We start from the raw sequence: 18565 nt of genomic DNA on the forward strand, positions 1-18565 counted from the left end.
CATTTATTGCAAGCAACATTTACTTGCAAATCAAATTAGATTGTTATCTCACACCTCTACCGCCAAAAGTATAGTTTCTGGTTGCATTTGTAGTGCTTGCAAAAGTTCTGTCGGAAGTTCTCACATAAGTGGCCGGACTAACGTACTCACCACCTCTGGTCCCAACTCCTGTAGCAGTAGTATTGGAAGGCCAAGTAGCTTGATTAGCATCGCCGATAGCAGTTAAGGTACCATCTCCCAAAGTCCCATTGAAAGCTACTCCGGAAGCATTCCCAACAGAGATTGTTCTCTCTGATAAATTACCGCCCATTTCCATTGCACCATAATAAGCTGCTCCTGCCGAAGATCTACCTGAAGTAGCTGTGGCAAAAACACCAACTTTTAAAGGCCCGTAAACACCACTTCCGGTGTTGATCGCTACAGCACATCTACCGTTAACTACTGTCGTTTCAGTTTCTGTAGGTTGCAATGCATTCTCTATAGTTGAACTGTAAAACGGATTAATGGTAGTATCGCCCCAAGGATATTCTCCTGCTACTCTTGGCATAGTCCCGCGACAAACTTTTTCAAATTCTAATTCGGTCATCGGACGCAAAGCCGACCAATCCAAATAAGCTGCTAAATCGGCCCAACTCAAATTAGACATTGCAATGCTTTGTCCGTCGTTACTATTGTTAATCACACCATTAGTAGCATCACAACCGAATACAGCCGGAATGGCAGCGTTATTTCCGGGAGTTTCAATAACAATCCCGTTTCTGTAAGCGTAACTACCATATGTAACATACGTTCCGGCAGCTGAAGTTGGATCTGTCAAAATTCTGCTTTGTTGTTGCGAAAAGGTTAATGAATTTAAAAACTCAACGTATTGCAACTGAGATATTTCGTACTTCATACAGTAAAAAGAACTGTAACCCATTGGAAAAGTAGCAGGAACGGTTGGACCACCACCGCCAATAGTGGCTGATGTAATGCCTGATGCTTGAGATGTGGCATTTATGGTGATACTGTTGAAAGTAGCAGTACTGGTTCCGTCGCCAATTTCAAATGCTCCTTGTGGGACATGAACCATTTCTATTCCGAATACTTTAAAGTTGTATGGTCCGGCGCCTAATCCGGTCATTCGTAAAGTGATAGAAGTAGCTGAAATATTGCCCCCACCAAGAGCACTTCTTCTGATGAAAACACCTTTTCCATCGGTTACAGGATCTACTTGTAATGGGGATGCTGCACTGTGATCTGAAGCAGCAGTACTCAAGTTAGCATGTGCCCACAAACGGGTGTTACAATCTTGGTATTTCACAAAAACCCAAACAGCATCCCAATTTGCCGGCGCCACATTGGCATTCCAACTGTTTTCCCAAGAAATATTAAAGGTAATGTCGTTACCGGAAACAGAAGTTCCCGTAATCTCAACATTATTAGCATTGACATTCAACGCCAATAAAAAAGCAATTGCAGAAGCAATTTTTAAAAAATAGTTTTTTGATTTCATTGTATCTGATTTTTTAAGTTATAGAACAAATCTATACCTCATCAAAACACTGTGAAATACGTCAGATGTCGTATTCTACTTTAAATCAGATTATTATTTTTAGCTTTTTGAATGGCTTCAAGCTTGTTGTGCACTTGTAGTTTGTTGTAGATATTTTCAATATGCTTTCTCACTGTAGAAGGCGACAAGAATAAATTATCGGCAATCACATTGTAGTTTAAACCTTTGCTTAGCTGCTCTAAAACTTCCACTTCTCGCGTAGTAAGTTTGATTTCTTCCTGACATTTTTCTTCAAAATTCACAGGATTTCTGAGGAGTTTCAAGGTTTTTAAAGCTATGGAAGGATTCATAGCCGCACCGCCGTTAAGGGTTTCTACTATGCCTTGATGGAGTTCTTTAGGATTTACTTCTTTGAGCAAGTAACCATCAGCTCCGGCTTTGATAGCATTAAAAATATTTTCATCGTTATCAAATACCGTCAACATGATAATCTTGATTTGGGGATATTTCGATTTGATGATTTTAGTAGCTTCAATTCCGTTGCAAACCGGCATCTCAATATCCATCAAAACCAAATCAATGCATTTATTTTGCTCGAGCTTCTTTTGCAAATCATTGCCATCAACCGCTGTAAACTTCAGCACCAAATCGTCGAAGAAAGACAATTTTTCGGCTATTGCTTTTTGCAAAAAGACATTATCATCTACTATGGCAATTTTGGTGGACATACTGTGATTTTATAACAAATTTGACTCTTTTTTTTGAATGTTGGTCAACGATTTGAAAAAAGTCCTTTTCAAACGTGTAGATTCGCTTGAAAAACCCACAGAATGAAAAGGACAACAATAAAAACAACCTATTGTTTTTTTTTTAATCAATACCACTTGACTATTCAAAATTGGGAAAAGAATCGTTTAAAAAAAATACGGCATTTGACGTATTTAACTAAAGCAATTTGGTTTACTGATTTTTCAATCTAATTTGGATTGTAGTACCTTGACTTTCATTTGAAACCAATTCAAATTGCCCTCCGATATCCTGAATACGCTTTTGCATGTTGTGAATGCCGTTGCCCATCTTGGTGGCTTGTGGGTTAAAACCTTTACCGTCATCCGATACTGTTATTAGTATTCCATTTTCCTCAGGTTTAATACTGACCAAAACATTATCAGGTTGGGCATACTTAATACTGTTGTTAATAGCTTCCTGTATGGTTCGGTACAAATTCATCCCTTGAACTGAGGAAAAAGTTTTGCTTTTGAGCGCTATATCAACCACAAAATCAAAATGAATATCCTCTTTAGCTTCCTGGGCTTTCTCCATAAAATTGTGTATTCGCGCTTGTAAATCCTCAAAGGTAATCTCGCTTTTGTTCATCGCCCAAATCGTATCACGCAGTTCAATAATGGTGGATTTGGCAAAATTACTAATGCCGTTTAATTTACTATCGAGTTTGGCATTTTGTATATCAAAGGCGTATTTGACATTGTCAATAGAAGAAATAATAAAAGTTAATTGCGAACCGATATTGTCATGCAAATCTCTCGAAATGGCCAAACGTTGCTCCTGCAATTTGTTTTGGGTTTCGATTTTGGCAATAGCCGATTTGAGTTCAAATTCTTGCTCTTGTTGCTTGTTTTTGAGTTTTTGTTGGCGATACACCAAATAAATAATAATCAACAAGGCTAACGAGATAAGTCCGAGAATTAAAAATTGGGTTTCTTTTCTTTTGATTTCCAACTCACGGGTGGCAATTTCGGCTTTGGATTTCTGTATCAGTCTTTCTTTCTTTTCCGTTTGGTATTTGGTTTCCAATTCGGCAGTTTGCTTCTCCGATTTACTTACCAATAACTGTTCGTTCAGTACTGCTAATTTGTCTATGTAATAATCAACACTATCAGGTTTATTCAAGTGAGAATAAACCTTAATCAGACATTTATAGTTTTTTTGAAGTTTTTCATGGTGTTGGGTTTGCTCGTAAAACGGCTGGGTTCGCAACAATAATTTTTTGGCTTCTTTAAATTTGTTGTTGGCCAAAAAATCGGTAGCTAAATTCAAATCGAAATTGTTTTTATCTAAGTCGGAGTTGAGCTCTTCTCGAGCTTGTTTGGATTTTTGATAGAGCGCCAAAGCGTCTTTCGACTTTTTTTGTTCGGATTTGATGGAAGCTATATTGTTGTATCCGCTTGAGATTCCTTTTTTATTGCCTACTGATGTACAAGCTTTGACACTCTTGTCGTAAAACTTTAAAGCATTGATAGTGTCATTCAAATTGAGATAAACATTGCCGAGGTTGAGACAAGAAACGCATAAATCTTCGGTAAAATTGTTTTTCTCCTGATAGGCAACCACTTCGCTGATGTATTGCAGTGCTTTCGGATAATTCTTTAGTTTAAGATGAATCAAACCGATGTTACCTTTAATAATCCCGATGTTTTTCTCGTCTTTGATGCTTTCAAAATACGATAAAGCTTCTATAAAGGAAGCCATGGCGGCTTTGTATTGGTTGGTTTTTTCGTAAATGTTGGCCAAATTATTATTGATTTTAGCCAAACCTCTACTGTCTTTTCTGAGTTTTCTGATTTTGTAAGCCAAAAGATAATTCGACTTCGAGTTCACAAAATCGCCTTTAATGAAATATACCGCACCAATATCGCTGTATACTTGAGCCATCAAAGTAGAATCGTTTAATTTCTTGGATTCAGACAAGGCTTTGCCTCCGTAATGCAAGGCCGAATCGATAGAGATTTTGGAATAATACCAAGTCAAATCGGAATAAATGGAAGCGGTTTTTTTAACATCGGGATTGGCTTTCAACTCTTTTTTCAATCCTTCTATGATGTCTTGAGCATTTTGCGCAAAACCAAGGTCTGTAACGCCAACCAATAGAAACCATAAAATCCAACCTTTTAATTTCATAGCTTACAAAATGATATTGATTTGCGTTCCGGATTCAGAACTTTGGAGATTGAACTGACCATTGATTTCGGCAATTCGTTTTTGCATATTGAGTAAACCATTTCCCTTTTCTACACCGGCAACCTCAAAACCTTTCCCGTTATCTTTGATTTCAATAGCTATTTGTTCTCCTGTTTTTTTGACTTCGATATCGATATTTTTGGCTTCGGCATATTTGATACTGTTGTGGATGGCTTCCTGAATGGTACGATAAATATTCATGCCTTCAATAGAGCTGAACTTACGTTCTTTTAAATCGGAATCGACAAAAAAGTTGAACTGAATCTCTTGCTTAACCTCTTTGGCTTTGTCTACGAAATTGTGAATTCGGGTTTGCAAATCTTCAAACGAAATTTGGCTTTTATTCATGGCCCAAATCGTGTCGCGCAACTCAATAATAGTGTCTTTCGCAAAGCTGCTGATGTTGGACAGTTTGGCATCTAGTTTTTCATTTTTCAAATCAAAAGCATATTTGATATTGTCGACCGAAGAAATGATAAAAGTAAGCTGAGAGCCAATATTATCGTGCAAATCTCTGGAGATGGCCAATCGTTGTTCTTGCAACTTATTTTGAGTTTCAATTTTAACGATAGCCGATTTGAGTTCGAACTCTTGTTCCTGCTGTTTGATTTTTAATTTTTGTTGGCGATATACCAAATAAATAATGCAGATTAGGGCTATTGAAATCAATCCCAAAATCAAAAACTGCATGTTCTTATTCTTGATTTCGATTTCGCGCTCTCTGATTTCCGCTTTCGATTGCAGCAGTTGTTTTTCTTTTTTCTCGTTTTGGTATTTGGCCTCTAACTCGGAGAAAGTTTGGGCACGTTGCACATCAAAAACAGAATCTCTGAGTTTAATATAATGCTCCTGATCTTCAACCGCTTTCGACAAATTGTTTCGCTCTTTATTAAACAAAGCCCGTTGCATGTAAAAGTCCCGCAGCTTTTCGGCATTATTGCTTTTTTTGGAAAACCAATAGGCTTTCTCAAAAAGCTTCTCGGCCTCATTAAAATCGTCTAACTTATACGCAATAGTAGCTAAATTGGTATAATTGGTAGCGCGTTCATAGTAGTAATCGTTATCTTTACTTCCTTGGCTAAGTTCAAAATTTTTGTCATTAATTCTGAGTGCTGCTGTAATCCATCTTTTGGCTTCTTTATATTTTCTTTGTTTTAAAAGTGTATTGCCGATATTGTTATAAGTTCCCCCAATATAGAGTGTGTCCTTTCCTTTGTAGTATTTAAAAACTTGTTTATGGTAAAACAAGGCACTGTCGGGTTTATCCCAATCGTCAAAATTGATGGCTACGGCATTCAAGGCATTGCTAATCATATCCGGACTTTTCTCTTTTTGACTTACCCAGTATTTCAGGGCTTTTTTCCCGTAATAAATGCCTTTAGGATAACTTTCAAAATCGTGATAAGTTAACGAGAGCATGGCGTTAAAAAAAGCAATCCAGTTTTCTCTTTTTTCTTTTTCGGCTATGCGAATACCTTTCAAGCAATAATCAACAGCCTTGTCATATTGTCCTTGTTTGCGATAAACTTTAGACAAATTGTTATGCACTGTAAGCAGCGATGGAATATCGTTTCCGGCGTGCAATAATTTCAAAGCACGATTACCATAAATAATGGCACTATCCAATTGGTTATAATCGGTGCAACGGGCGTTTTTGCAAAAAAAATACTGAGCCTCATCTGCTTGGGTTTTGATGAGTCGTTTAGCGATTTTAAAATAGTAATCCGATGAATCCTGAGAAGTAAAAGCTTTGCCCAAGGTATTTTTAATATCCTGTGCTTTAGACACCCCAAATACGAGCAAACCGATCAAAAGGAAGAATTGTTGCTTTTTCATACGGAGATAATATACTATAAATATAGTAAAAATGTTAAAATTTTTAATATCATCTCTCATTTTTAGGGTATGAATCTTCGAACAACTGGTAGTTTAAATCAAAAATATTACGACTCAAAGCGGCATTAACCTCTTTCATCTTAACTTTCAAATCCTCAGAAAGTTGAATTTGCAGAGATTGGTTTTTGCAATCTTCGTTGAGTTGTATCATCAGTTGCTCCAATGGTTCTAATTTTGAAGCAAAAGCATTGCGCTCAGAAAACATCTTGTACAAGAGATAAAAGATGAGTCCGATTAAAATCAAAAAAACAGTTATCAATAAAATTGTCATACCTATTTTGGATGTAGCTTGTAAAATTCAGTGAAAAAAGAAGCAAAAAAAATACGGCATACGCCGTATTTTTTTCTGTGACAAACAGGGTTCGATTTGTTAGTTTGAAGTAAAATTCACATTAAACGCTCCGTTAGTAACCGCTTTAGTGTCGGTTCCCGCCTGATTTTTACCGGTAAAACTGAAAGTTCCTTTTACATTGGTTTCAGAAATTTCGGTTATGGTTACCGAGCCTGCTACTCCGGAATTTTCATATGGAGCAGCCCAAACCAAGGAATTAAGCGGATTACTGATATTGGTTTCAATGTAACTGGCTACAGTAGAAATAGTTGCTTCTTCACTTATCTCATAAGTGTTGGTACCTTCTTGGTAACCGGTAATGATAATTTGAATCGCTTTACCGGAAGCATCACTGCCTTGCACAATAATTGTTGTTAGTCCGCCAACTACTTGTTTGGTCGCATAGGTTCCCATTTCCATGGAAGTGAAATTAGCACCTGCTACTCTGGCTTTAACGGTTCCTAAAGTGGCATTACTTCCACCGCCGCCGTTGTCATCGCTACTGCAAGAGGTTGTTAATGATAATAGGGCAATGGCAAAAAAGATTCCGATTTTTTTAATAGTTTTCATGTTTATATAAGGTTAAAGTTATTAAAGCAAATTTGGGATAATCCCAAAAAGCAATCAATACGACATTTGCCCTATTTTTCTCATACTAAACTTACTTTCCCTTCATTAGCAAGGCCTTAGGAAAAGCTACAGCTTTTAAACTGTTGGTTTCATTCTGGCTGGAAATGAAATACAGTATTTCGTTGGTCTCATCATAAAAAGGCAAACCATCAAAATCAGCCGAATTGATTTTGCTGCCCAAATTAATCGGCTCTGACCAATTCTTCCAAGTATCATCTAAACGATATGTAACGTAAATATCATAACTCCCAAAAGCACTGAACCCATTACTGCTAAACAACAAAGTTTTAGTATCAGACAATAACTGACACATGCCTTCATCTGCCGCAGAATTGATTATTTTGCCCATGTTTTGCAGAAAGCCATAACTACCGTCTTCCTTTTGTTGGGCGAAATACAAATCGCTTCCGCCTTGGGAAAAATCGGTTTCTATTCCCATAATTAAGACCTTCAAATCGGGTGTTAATTGCGCTTCGGCAGTTTCATCGTAATTGTTGTACGCTGCGACTTTTAGTTGGCCCTGATTAAGGTAAGTTCCGTTTTGGACCGTAAACAACTCAAAACCGGTTTCTGTAGTTCCGCGGGTATAAGTAGCACCACCTTTCAAGATAAGATTATTCGTTATGCACCACAAATGATTGTAATACTGATTCGTATTCAGTGTCGGCTCCGGCTTTTTGTTATCCCATCGACCGGACGCATTTTTTGTAAAGCTGTAGATTTCGGTTTTGGCCTCACCAACTGCTGTAATATATAGCGTTTTCCCATCGGTTGACACTGCGCCGCTGGAAGGCACTATTCCTGCCAAATCGACGGTTTGTGCCTCGGCTAAGGATTCAAAAGCCGGAATTGAATTGACCGTTGGTATTATGGGTGAATCACTGTCTGAAATCCCTATCGCATCAATCTCCTTTTGTCCGGGAAGCAAGGCAAAATTAAATTCGACCCTAACGGCTACTACACCGGAAACTGCTTGCTCTAAAATGGCATATTCCACACCCGGATTAATCACATCGGGTGCTTCCTGGATTTTTCTTCTTTTGCGCTTGAAATAATAGTTCCTGTCTGCAGGAATGGTCGCTTTAAAAGTGGGCGTTTTGTAGTCTTTTTTTCTGCCCCAAACCGTTTCGTATTTGCCGTTGCCTTTGTCTACAGCAATGCGGACCACACAACCTGCATTTAAGTTTTCAAAAACGGCCACTTGCTTCACCGTCTGAGGCTTTTCAAAACTCACTTCCACCCATTCGTAACCGTCCAACGCTTTTTTGGGCATCCAGGCATTCGGACTGGCTCCGCCTTGAGGAAAAGCATCCGGTTTGCCTAAAATTCTTTTGATGCTGTTTTGTTTTCCGCCCAAATCGGAGGAATATTTTATCAATTTGTGAGCCCATTGTACTTGTTGTGCCGATGTCATTCCAAAGACTAAAAACAGCGCATACAGCAATATTTTTGTTTTCATTTGAACCGAATTAAAAAAGGACTGCAAAAAAAAATTGCAGTCCCTAACCACTTACTCAAAAACTCAATTATTAACTTTTATCTTTTCTACTTTTTTACCTTTAAAAGCAAAGATGAATTCGCCATCATCAGTAATATCAATTCCGGCGCCATATTGCGGACTTCCTCCTTTTCCTTTCGACTGAACAGACCCTTTGGTTTCACCATTGGTCATATCGATACCGTAGATGATGTTTTTGCTGTTTCTTTGGTCTCTGAGGTAGTAGTTACCTTCAATTTCGTAGAAGTAATCCACACCTCTTATTTTTTCGGTGGCGTATACTCGAGTACCATCTTTTTTGTTGTAGGAAGCCAATCCTTTTTCAGATAACACCACTACTTTATCGCCAAAATCGATTACATCTGTCGCTTTTCCTACTTTAGCATCATTGTGTTTTACATCGAACAATTGGTTTCCGGACGCAATATCGTAACCGTAAAACTCATCACCATCGCCCACAAAAAGGGTTTTATCATTTTCGATAATGAAATCGGTGATTCGTTTGTCGAATTTTTCAGAACGCCATGACGTTTTACCTGTTTTGTCATCCAAACACAACACAGAATTCTTTTGGGCTTTATAATCCCAGTAAATGTATGGCACCCATTGTTTTACGGAACCGCCGCCAAAAGCAGTTGCTGCGCCGAAACCGCCGGAAGTTTCCTCCAAACGGTACTCTTGTACTTGAACTTTACCACCAACTTGAACCAAAACTTTATCGCCTGATTTATAGATGTTCGGCATACAAAAGGCACCGGTAATTTTTTCAGAAGCCCAAAGCAATTTTCCGGATTCTAAGTCGTGTTTTTCGACATATTTGGTTCGGTCGCGAGTTCCTAAAATCACTATGTACACTGCGTTATCGGTAAATAAAGGTTCGGCTATGGTACGGTAAATTTTAGATCTTCTGCCGCCGCTGAACAAACCGCCGTTGGCGCCTTGCATATCATTTTCATAAGTCACTTCCCAAAGTTTTTGACCGTTGTTGATATTGTATACTTGCAAGCCATCGAGATACATGTACAACTTATCGCCTTTAATCCATAAATCCACTATAGCTCTGCGGGTAACCAATTCTTTTTCGATGGTTCCAACGAAAGTCGCATCCCATAAAATATCCCCATTTACCGCATTAATTTTCACCAATTGGTTTTTAAATCCGGCAAACAAAGCGCCCAAAGCAGTAGGTTTGAAGTTAATCATCACGATTTCATTTCTTCCCGGATCGTAGATGTATTTCCCAACACCACCTTTAAAACGGTTGGTTTCCCAAACTTTCTCACCTGTATTGGCTTTAACTAAGATTACCGAAGCCTTTTGCGAAATCAAGAAAGCATCCAATTCGCTGATGTATTTTACGGTTTCCAATTCTCCTTGATCAGTTCCTTCCTCGGCTTTTGTACCTTTTGGAATCAAATTTTGGTATTCTTCGGAATTCCAAAGCTCTTTTCCGGTTGCAATATCAATTACGGCGACCCTATCGGTTCCTAATTTTCTTTCATCAAAAAGAAACAAATAGCCGCCTTTATCACCTCCGCGTTGGATTACGTATTGGTATTCGCATTTGTTGGTTTTGTTGGTCGTGATTTTTTTGTAATCACCGCTCCAAACGGTTTTCCCGTTGGCATCTAATACGGTAGCCGAATTGTCATCGGTCCCTAATACGTACTGCCCATTGTTGATGGATACAGCCAAACGTGTGGCTTTGTTATCAAATTCAGATTCCCAGGCGGTGGCAAAACTTCCCGATTTTTTTCCGGCCGATTTACCTTTACCTAATAATTTACCAAACTGGGCATTGGCTGGCAATGAGACCGCTAAAAAAAGCGTCATCATTAGTAAAGTAATTTTCTTCATGTTTTTTGTTTTTATTGTTAAGGTTAAAATGTGACGGTATAACGAATTTTGTAACGCTGTTGCTTTTGTAGTTTGAACTTGAATTTGTGTTCGAGGATGTAGTTAGACATGAAATTGATGAAGTCAATATTCTTAATATCACTGTCTACTTTGAAGAAGGAAGAAACCTTTCCATTTTGCACTACACCTATGTCAACTACCATAGTACCTTTGACTTCAGCGTATTTTTTGTTTTTCTTTTTTTGGAAGTCTTCCGACTGAAATACCTCGTCGATTTCTTTGGTTACGGTTTCAGAAACCACTTCCTCATCTGTGAGCACAGGGCGTTGTGCTGAGACGTTTTGACTGGCCAGCAATACAAAGGCCAATACCAAAAGGGCTTTTATTGTTTTCATGTTTTAGGTTGTTAAATAGCATAACAAACCTATAGCGAAATACTAAGGCAGGAAATACGGCAAATGTCGTATTTTGTTAAAATTGGAAGTGCGGAAACTGCGCTTTTAGCTTGATAATCTTTTGGTTAAGACTTTCCAAAAACTGTTGATGACTCTTAGAATTGGGATTAAAAGGGCGATGGGCTAAACCTTTTTGGATGTTGCAAACTTCCTGCATGGTCTCAAAACAATTGTCATTGACATAATGCTCAAAAAAGCGAATCCAAATGTAATCGATGGCGGTTTGGCTCGGATGCAGCATGTCATCGGCGTAGAAGCGATAATCTCTGAGTTCATCCATCATTATTTCGTAAGAAGGGAAATAATTTAGGAATGAGGAATCAGGATTTAGGATTTTTTGGATGGCCGTAATTAAGTGCGCTTTACTGCGTTGGTTTTCGGGGAAACCGTCTTTGGTATGGCGTACCGGTGAAATGGTAAAAATAAACTTAACCTCCGGATTAATTTGGCGAATCAAATTCATGGTATTTTGAATCGATTGCGCTATGCTTTCAGGTGAAATAATTTCTTTAGTAAACTCGCTTTGCGGTACTTTGTGGCAATTGGCTACAATTTCGTTAGAAGATTTTAAACGATAAACCCATGAAGTGCCGTAAGTTAATATCACGTGAGTAGCTTCGGTGATTTGCCTATGCATGGCATGAAGCGTATCGTTCAATTCTTGTAAAAAAACTGATTTATCTGCCCGACTGCATTCAGAATGTACTTCGTAACTGTGCCACAAATCGTTGTGATAGAAAATATCAGTTTCAATAAAAAATTTTTGGTTGACCACTCGGTTGACCAATTGCTCAATGGAAATCGGATTGAAGATAATTCCGAACGGATTGATGGTAGTTTGAAATTTAAAATAGTGGAACTTCTCGCCCATATTCTCGGCAAAGCACGACCCTAACAACAACAACTTGGAATCGTAGTTGATAGGAAATTCATAGGTTTTAACCGGAACTTTAGTAGTGAAATGCATGGCTTACTATTTGCCTCAAAAGTACAAAAAATAAAAACCCTTTCCTTGACAGTGGAAAGGGTTTTCGGAAATAGTGTTTGATTTGAATTATTTGAAATATGTAAATTGATGTTGGTATTGCCCGTCAGCACTATAAAGTGCTACCGGATAATTGTTGCTATTGTAATCCGCATCCATGGAAACTTCAATTGGAGATTCACCCGAAACGGTAGTGATTTGTTGTGTTACATTGTGCTGCATCCCAAATAAACCATCGGCAATAAAATTGTACAATTTAATGGCGTTGATTCCGGTTACATTTTGCAACGGATGATTGGCATTGTCATAAGTATAAGCAACACTGAAATTTGTTGTGTTAGATGCAAACTCTTTTTGGATCACTTCCCCATTGTGGAAATAAAATCTTTCTACAATATCTGAGGGTGCATTTTGAGTGGCTGTATTACCACTAAATCCGTTTACAGTCACCGAACCATCTACATTGTATGTAAAGACACTTTTAAAACCATAATTGCTGGTCGGCTGTACTTTAACCGCTTGGATTAATTGGTTGTTACTGTTGTATGTAAAAGTGGTAGTAGCTATATTTTGATTGGCTGTATTGAATCTTTTAACCTCAGCAATCAAATTACCGTTGTATGTATATAAATCATATCCTGAACCATCAGCAACTGCTTCGATTTCAAATGCCACTTTGGTCAATTTAGTTCCTTTGTAAGAGAAAGTGTAAGCCGCATTTTGGCCCATGTTTACAGAAGTCAATTTTCTAAGTAAAACAGGACTATCTGTATCGCTGTCGCTGGAACACGAAACCAAAGAGGTAATGATTAAAACAAGGAATAGGTATTGAAATACTTTTTTCATGACGCATTAGTAGTTTTGGCATATTCAATGGCTGGGGATTTTTGAATACGAGTCAAAAGTATTCAGGCCAGCAGTAACTCAAAAAAACTTTCGATATACTACCCGAAAATCTGTTAAACAACAATTGAAATGTAGTTTATCGACAAAAAAAGCCTTTCCCAAAACGGAAAAGGCTCATTTATAATCTACTATCAATTTGTTATTTCACAAAATCCACCGCTTTGGTTAACGCTTCTTGGATTCCGGCTACATTTTTACCTCCGGCCGTAGCAAAAAACGGTTGTCCGCCGCCGCCGCCTTGGATGTATTTACCCAATTCACGAACTACTTGACCGGCGTTTAAGTTTTTCTCGGCTACTAATTCTTTCGAGATGTAGCAAGTTAACATCGGTTTGTCCTCATCGGCTGTGGCTAACACTAAGAATAAATTAGTGCCTAAATTGCCTAATTCATAAGCCAAATCTTTAGCCCCTTCCGCATTCAAATCGACTTGAGTAGCCAAGAATTTAACGCCGTTGATTTCTTGTAGTTGTGAAGCCAATTCGCCTTTTAGGTTTTTGGCTTTCTCTTTTAACAATTGCTCGATCTGTTTTTTCAATTTTGCGTTTTCGTCTTGTAATGAAACGACTGCTTTGAGCGTATCTTGTGGGTTTTTCAAAGTTTCTTTGATAGAGGCTAAGGCATTTTCTTGTTGGGCGAAGAAGTCTTTAACAGCGTCACCGGTTATGGCTTCAATACGACGAATACCTGCCGCTACAGCACCTTCGGAAACGATTTTGAAATGCCAGATTTCGGCGGTGTTTTTTACGTGAATACCCCCGCACAACTCTTTGCTTTCGCCAAATTCAATCATGCGAACGGTATCACCGTATTTCTCACCAAACAACGCCATAGCGCCTTTGGCCAATGCTTCTTGGATGGGGATATTTCGGTATTCCCCTAATTGGAGTTGGGCTTCAATTTGGGCATTTACACTGGCTTCTACTTGGCGTAATTCTTCGTCGGTGACTTTACTAAAATGGGAAAAGTCGAAACGCAAATAATTTGGATTCACCAACGAGCCTTTTTGCTCCACGTGTGTTCCCAAAACGTTTCTCAACGCCAAATGCATTAAATGTGTAGCCGAGTGGTTTTTGGAAGTCGATGTTCTCAAATCGGTGTTGACCTTGGCCATGAAAGTGGCATTTACATTTTCCGGTAACTGTTTGGCGAAATGCAAAATCAGGTTATTTTCCTTTTTGGTGTCAATAATGGCAATCGTTTCATTGGCTGAAACCAAAGTACCTTTGTCACCTACTTGCCCACCACCTTCCGGATAGAAAGGCGTGTTGTCTAAAACGATTTGGTATAAAACACCATCTTTTTTAGAATCTACTTTGCGGATTCGGGTGATTTTGACTTCGTTTTCGGTTTGATCGTAGCCAACGAATGTTTCCACGTTACCCGGAATTAATACTTGCCAATCTTCAGTAGAAACCTCGGAGGCAGCGCGAGAACGATCTTTTTGTTTTTGCAATTCAGCGTCAAATTCCGATTCGTTGAACGAATAGCCTTTTTCTTTTAAAATCAGTGCTGTTAAATCTTTCGGGAAACCGAACGTGTCATACAATTCGAATACTTTTTCCCCTTTGATTTCTTTATCCGAAGCTTCGGCAACGACTTTATCCAGCAATTGCAGACCTTGTTCTAAAGTTCTTAAGAATGATGCCTCTTCCTCGCGAATAACATTGGTCACTAACTGTTGTTGCGATTTGATTTCCGGGAAAAATTCGCCCATTTGATCCGCTAAAACCGGAACTAATTTATTGATGAACGGTTCCTTCGTATTTAAAAACGTAAAGCCGTAACGAATGGCTCTGCGCAAAATTCTGCGAATTACGTAACCGGCACCACCGTTAGACGGCAATTGCCCATCGGCTATAGCGAAAGCCACGGCGCGAACGTGATCCACGATTACGCGAATGGCGATGTTCGTTTTGTTTTGTTCGTCACTTATATTTTTTACTTCGTTGGAAGTATATTGTAAACCTGTGATTTCCTCAACTTTGGCAATCAGTGGTGTGAAAACATCGGTATCATAATTCGAGGTTACGTTTTGCATGGCCATACACAAACGCTCGAAGCCCATCCCGGTATCTACGTGTTGAGCAGGCAATTTTTCTAAACTGCCATCGGCTTTGCGGTTGAATTCCATGAATACGTTGTTCCAAATCTCGACCACTTGCGGATGATCGGCATTCACCAAACTACGCCCTGAGACGGCAGCTCTTTCGGCCTCCGTTCTCAAATCGATGTGGATTTCGGAACACGGACCGCAAGGACCTTGGTCACCCATTTCCCAAAAGTTGTCTTTTTTGTTACCAAGAATGATTCGGTCTTCTGACACGTATTGTTTCCAAATATCAAAAGCTTCTTGATCGAACGGAACATTTTCGGCCGGATTGCCTTCGAAAACGGAAACATACAAACGGTCTTTGTCTAATTTCAACACTTCGGTTAGGAATTCCCATGCCCAAGCTAAAGCTTCTTTTTTGAAGTAATCGCCAAAAGACCAGTTGCCCAACATTTCGAACATAGTATGGTGATAGGTATCAAAACCTACATCTTCCAAATCGTTGTGTTTTCCGGACACTCGGAGACATTTTTGGGTATCGGCTATTCTTGGACTTTTCGGGGTTCCGTTGCCTAAAAAGAACTCTTTGAATTGTGCCATACCCGAGTTATTGAACATTAGGGTTGGATCGTCTTTTAAAACGATAGGCGCTGAAGGAACAATCAAGTGTCCTTTGCTTTCGAAGAATTGTAAATAGGCTTTACGGATGTCTTGTGATTTCATTTTAGATGGCTAGATTGTTAGATCTTTAGATTATCAGATTTAAAAAAACGGCTTACTGTTTAGCCCCGATTGCAGTGAAAATCCTTTTTGTAAAAAAGATTGTAACGGAAAGCGGGAAAATGGTTTAGCAATTGAACCAAACGTTTCGCTCCTAATTTTTCAACTTAGCTCAGAAAGACCGTTAATTTTAAAGCTTCCAATTAAAATTTCGGATATGACTGAAACATTTGTTAAATTTGTTCGTATAACCATTGTTTTTTAAAACAAGCACAAAAATAGTATAAAATCAAAGATGGCGAAAAAAGTAAAGTATTATTTCGACCCCGAAAGTTTGGCTTACCGAAAAATTAAGCCGAAACTGTCTAAAAAACTGGGATACATAGGGTTGTTTTTGCTGTCTTCTGCCTTGTTTGGATTTTTGTGTTTTGTGGTTTTATTGAATTCATCGTTTTTGGAAACCCCGAAAGACCGTTTGCAAGCACGTGAAATTGAGACCATGAAATTGCGGTATGCGATTTTGAATAAAAAAATCGATCAAGTAGAAGAAGTCTTAGCGGATGTGGAAGAAAGAGACAATAATATTTACCGCGCTTATTTCAATACATCTCCTATTCCTACTGAACAGCGAAAAGCGGGATTTGGCGGGGTCAATCGATACAAAGAGTTAGAAGGTTTTGACAATTCGGAATTGGTAATTAACACTTCAAAACGAGTAGATGTAATTTCCAAAGAGTTAGCCATACAGTCGAAATCGTTGGATGAAATTTTAAAATTGGCCAAAGAGAAAAATAAATTATTAGCGGCCATTCCGGCGATACAACCGGTGAAGAATGAACAAATGAAGCGAGTAGCCTCGGGATTTGGATACCGCAGCGACCCGTTTACCAAAGTGCGCAAAATGCACCAAGGCATGGATTTTACGGCCAAAACCGGAACACCGATTTTTGCTACCGGAGACGGTGTAGTGAAGAATGCCGACAACTCCAAATCGGGTTACGGGAATCATATAGAAATCAGTCACGGTTATGGCTATTTGACCTTGTATGCGCATTTAAGCAAGTATAAAGTAAAGCGCGGACAACGAGTGAAACGCGGCGACATTATAGGCTATGTAGGCAGTACCGGACGAAGCGAAGCACCGCATTTGCATTATGAAGTACACAAAGACGGCAAAGTAGTGAATCCGTTGAATTTTTACTACGGTAATATTTCGGCGGCAGAGTACAATGTGATTTCGAAATTAGCGAACCAAGAGAATCAATCATTGGATTAACAATTTTAGATTGTTGATTTAAGATTTATGAATAAAAAAATATAACGACTATGCATATCGAGTTAAAAGAAGGAAAAAGGTATTACAGCATTGGCGAAGTGGCAAAGGCTTTTAACGTGAATGCGTCATTGATTCGTTTTTGGGACAAAGAATTCGACATCCTAAAACCCAAAAAGAACGCCAAAGGCAATCGAATGTTTACGCCGGAAGATGTAAAGAATTTGCAACTCATTTACCATTTGGTAAAGGAAAGAGGCTTTACCTTGGAAGGTGCCAAAACCCATTTAAAAGAAGGCCAAAAGAAAACCTTAGACAAGTTTGAAATCATTAGCAAACTTGAGGCGGTGAAAGCCCAATTATTAAATATCAAGAACCAACTTTAGGCTTGGTTTTTGTAACATCTAAAGCGATTTAAAAACAAATAACAAACACTTAAATTAAATAAACATGAACATTAGAAGATTTTTACCAGTAATAATCGGATTAGGATTAGTATTGATTATTGGACTTTGGTATATCAATGTCAAAAACGGAGCCATTGAAGTAGATCAAGCTGTGAAAAAAGAATGGGGAAATGTTGAAACATCTTACCAAAGACGTAATGACTTAATTGGAAATTTAGTTAACACCGTTAAAGGTGCTGCTGATTTTGAAAAAAGCACTTTGACTGCTGTGATTGAAGCCAGAGCTAAGGCAACTGCGGTTAAAATTGATCCAACAAATGTTACTCCTGAACAACTGGCTGCCTTTAACTCGGCACAATCAGGTGTTTCCTCTTCATTATCCAGATTATTGGTATCGGTAGAACAATACCCTACCTTAAAAGCTAACGAAAACTTTTTGAAGCTTCAAGACGAATTGGCCAGCACAGAAAATCAAATCCTTACTGCCAGAACACGTTTCAACGAATCAGTTCAAGCTTACAACAACTATGTTTTGAAAATGCCACGAAACATAATTCTATCTGAATACAAAGAAAAAGCCGCTTTCAAAGCTGTTGAAGGTGCTGAAAAACCGGTAGAGGTAAAATTCTAATCCCATACGATGTCAAAAGTAGAAGATTTTCTAACTCCTGAAGAAGAACAAGAAATTGTAGCAGCTATTCGCACAGCTGAAAAGAATACTTCCGGAGAAATCAGAGTACATCTTGAAAAACATACTTCCATTGCTGCGTTTGATCGCGCGATGGAAGTTTTTCATTTGCTTAAAATGGACGAAACCGAGTTGAAAAACGGGGTTTTGATTTACTTGGCAGTGAAAGACAAAACCTTTGTGATTTGTGGCGACAAAGGCATTAACGATTTGGTGCCAAACGATTTTTGGGATTGCACCCGTGATGTTATGGCGACCCATTTTAAAGAAGGTCGTTTTAAGCAAGGCTTGATTGACGGCATTTTGCGTGCCGGGGAACAATTGCAAAAGTACTTTCCGTACCAAGAAGGTGATACCAACGAATTGTCGAACGAAATATCAAAAGGATAAAA

General features: G+C 38.6%; 16 protein-coding genes. 4 read left to right on the forward strand and 12 right to left on the reverse strand.

Annotation, left to right across the window (positions count from 1 at the left end):
- Positions 1-43 precede the first annotated feature (43 nt).
- From ACJG85_RS00365 to alaS, 12 genes are all read right to left on the reverse strand, one after another.
- Positions 44-1495, reverse strand: a complete 1452-nt coding sequence (locus ACJG85_RS00365) for an SUMF1/EgtB/PvdO family nonheme iron enzyme (protein WP_412476674.1) — start codon at positions 1493-1495, stop codon at positions 44-46.
- Positions 1496-1575: 80 nt separating this feature from the next.
- Entirely contained in the window at positions 1576-2223 is a 648-nt protein-coding gene (locus ACJG85_RS00370) for a response regulator (protein ID WP_412464540.1), read from the reverse strand.
- A gap of 232 nt (positions 2224-2455) precedes the next feature.
- On the reverse strand, positions 2456-4414 hold the full coding sequence (locus ACJG85_RS00375; RefSeq protein WP_412476675.1) for a tetratricopeptide repeat-containing sensor histidine kinase: 1959 nt from the start codon (positions 4412-4414) through the stop codon (positions 2456-2458).
- 3 nt (positions 4415-4417) lie between these two features.
- Complete coding sequence (locus ACJG85_RS00380; RefSeq protein WP_412464542.1) at positions 4418-6310, reverse strand: tetratricopeptide repeat-containing sensor histidine kinase; 1893 nt, start codon at positions 6308-6310, stop codon at positions 4418-4420.
- Between the two features lie 49 nt (positions 6311-6359).
- A complete protein-coding gene (locus ACJG85_RS00385; protein ID WP_409676813.1) occupies positions 6360-6641 on the reverse strand; it encodes a hypothetical protein in 282 nt (93 codons plus the stop codon).
- Positions 6642-6740: 99 nt separating this feature from the next.
- The gene (locus ACJG85_RS00390) at positions 6741-7271 is read right to left on the reverse strand and encodes a DUF6252 family protein (RefSeq protein ID WP_409676810.1); all 531 of its coding nucleotides are present in this window, start codon (positions 7269-7271) and stop codon (positions 6741-6743) included.
- A 91-nt stretch (positions 7272-7362) separates the two neighbouring features.
- Positions 7363-8790 carry a hypothetical protein gene (locus ACJG85_RS00395; protein WP_412476676.1) on the reverse strand — a complete coding sequence of 476 codons (1428 nt, stop codon included), beginning with the start codon at positions 8788-8790 and terminating at the stop codon, positions 7363-7365.
- Between the two features lie 63 nt (positions 8791-8853).
- On the reverse strand, positions 8854-10686 hold the full coding sequence (locus ACJG85_RS00400; protein WP_409676804.1) for a PQQ-binding-like beta-propeller repeat protein: 1833 nt from the start codon (positions 10684-10686) through the stop codon (positions 8854-8856).
- A 23-nt stretch (positions 10687-10709) separates the two neighbouring features.
- Positions 10710-11081 carry a hypothetical protein gene (locus tag ACJG85_RS00405; protein WP_409676801.1) on the reverse strand — a complete coding sequence of 124 codons (372 nt, stop codon included), beginning with the start codon at positions 11079-11081 and terminating at the stop codon, positions 10710-10712.
- A gap of 76 nt (positions 11082-11157) precedes the next feature.
- A complete protein-coding gene (locus tag ACJG85_RS00410) occupies positions 11158-12108 on the reverse strand; it encodes a GSCFA domain-containing protein (RefSeq protein WP_412476677.1) in 951 nt (316 codons plus the stop codon).
- An 87-nt stretch (positions 12109-12195) separates the two neighbouring features.
- A complete protein-coding gene (locus ACJG85_RS00415) occupies positions 12196-12972 on the reverse strand; it encodes a hypothetical protein (protein ID WP_412464546.1) in 777 nt (258 codons plus the stop codon).
- A gap of 199 nt (positions 12973-13171) precedes the next feature.
- Entirely contained in the window at positions 13172-15808 is a 2637-nt protein-coding gene (gene alaS / locus ACJG85_RS00420) for an alanine--tRNA ligase (protein WP_412476678.1), read from the reverse strand.
- A gap of 292 nt (positions 15809-16100) precedes the next feature.
- Between alaS and ACJG85_RS00425 the strand changes: the two genes are divergently transcribed.
- The 4 genes from ACJG85_RS00425 (at position 16101) to ACJG85_RS00440 (ending at position 18563) form a co-directional block, all read left to right on the forward strand.
- Positions 16101-17081, forward strand: coding sequence for a M23 family metallopeptidase (locus ACJG85_RS00425; RefSeq protein WP_409676789.1), 981 nt, complete (start codon positions 16101-16103; stop codon positions 17079-17081).
- 50 nt (positions 17082-17131) lie between these two features.
- On the forward strand, positions 17132-17464 hold the full coding sequence (locus ACJG85_RS00430) for a MerR family transcriptional regulator (RefSeq protein ID WP_290875676.1): 333 nt from the start codon (positions 17132-17134) through the stop codon (positions 17462-17464).
- Positions 17465-17534: 70 nt separating this feature from the next.
- Positions 17535-18116, forward strand: coding sequence for a LemA family protein (locus ACJG85_RS00435; protein ID WP_409676916.1), 582 nt, complete (start codon positions 17535-17537; stop codon positions 18114-18116).
- 9 nt (positions 18117-18125) lie between these two features.
- Positions 18126-18563, forward strand: coding sequence for a TPM domain-containing protein (locus tag ACJG85_RS00440; protein WP_324690204.1), 438 nt, complete (start codon positions 18126-18128; stop codon positions 18561-18563).
- Positions 18564-18565 lie beyond the last annotated feature (2 nt).

This window comes from Flavobacterium mekongense (assembly GCF_047038255.1).
Taxonomy (GTDB): Bacteria; Bacteroidota; Bacteroidia; order Flavobacteriales; family Flavobacteriaceae; genus Flavobacterium; species Flavobacterium mekongense.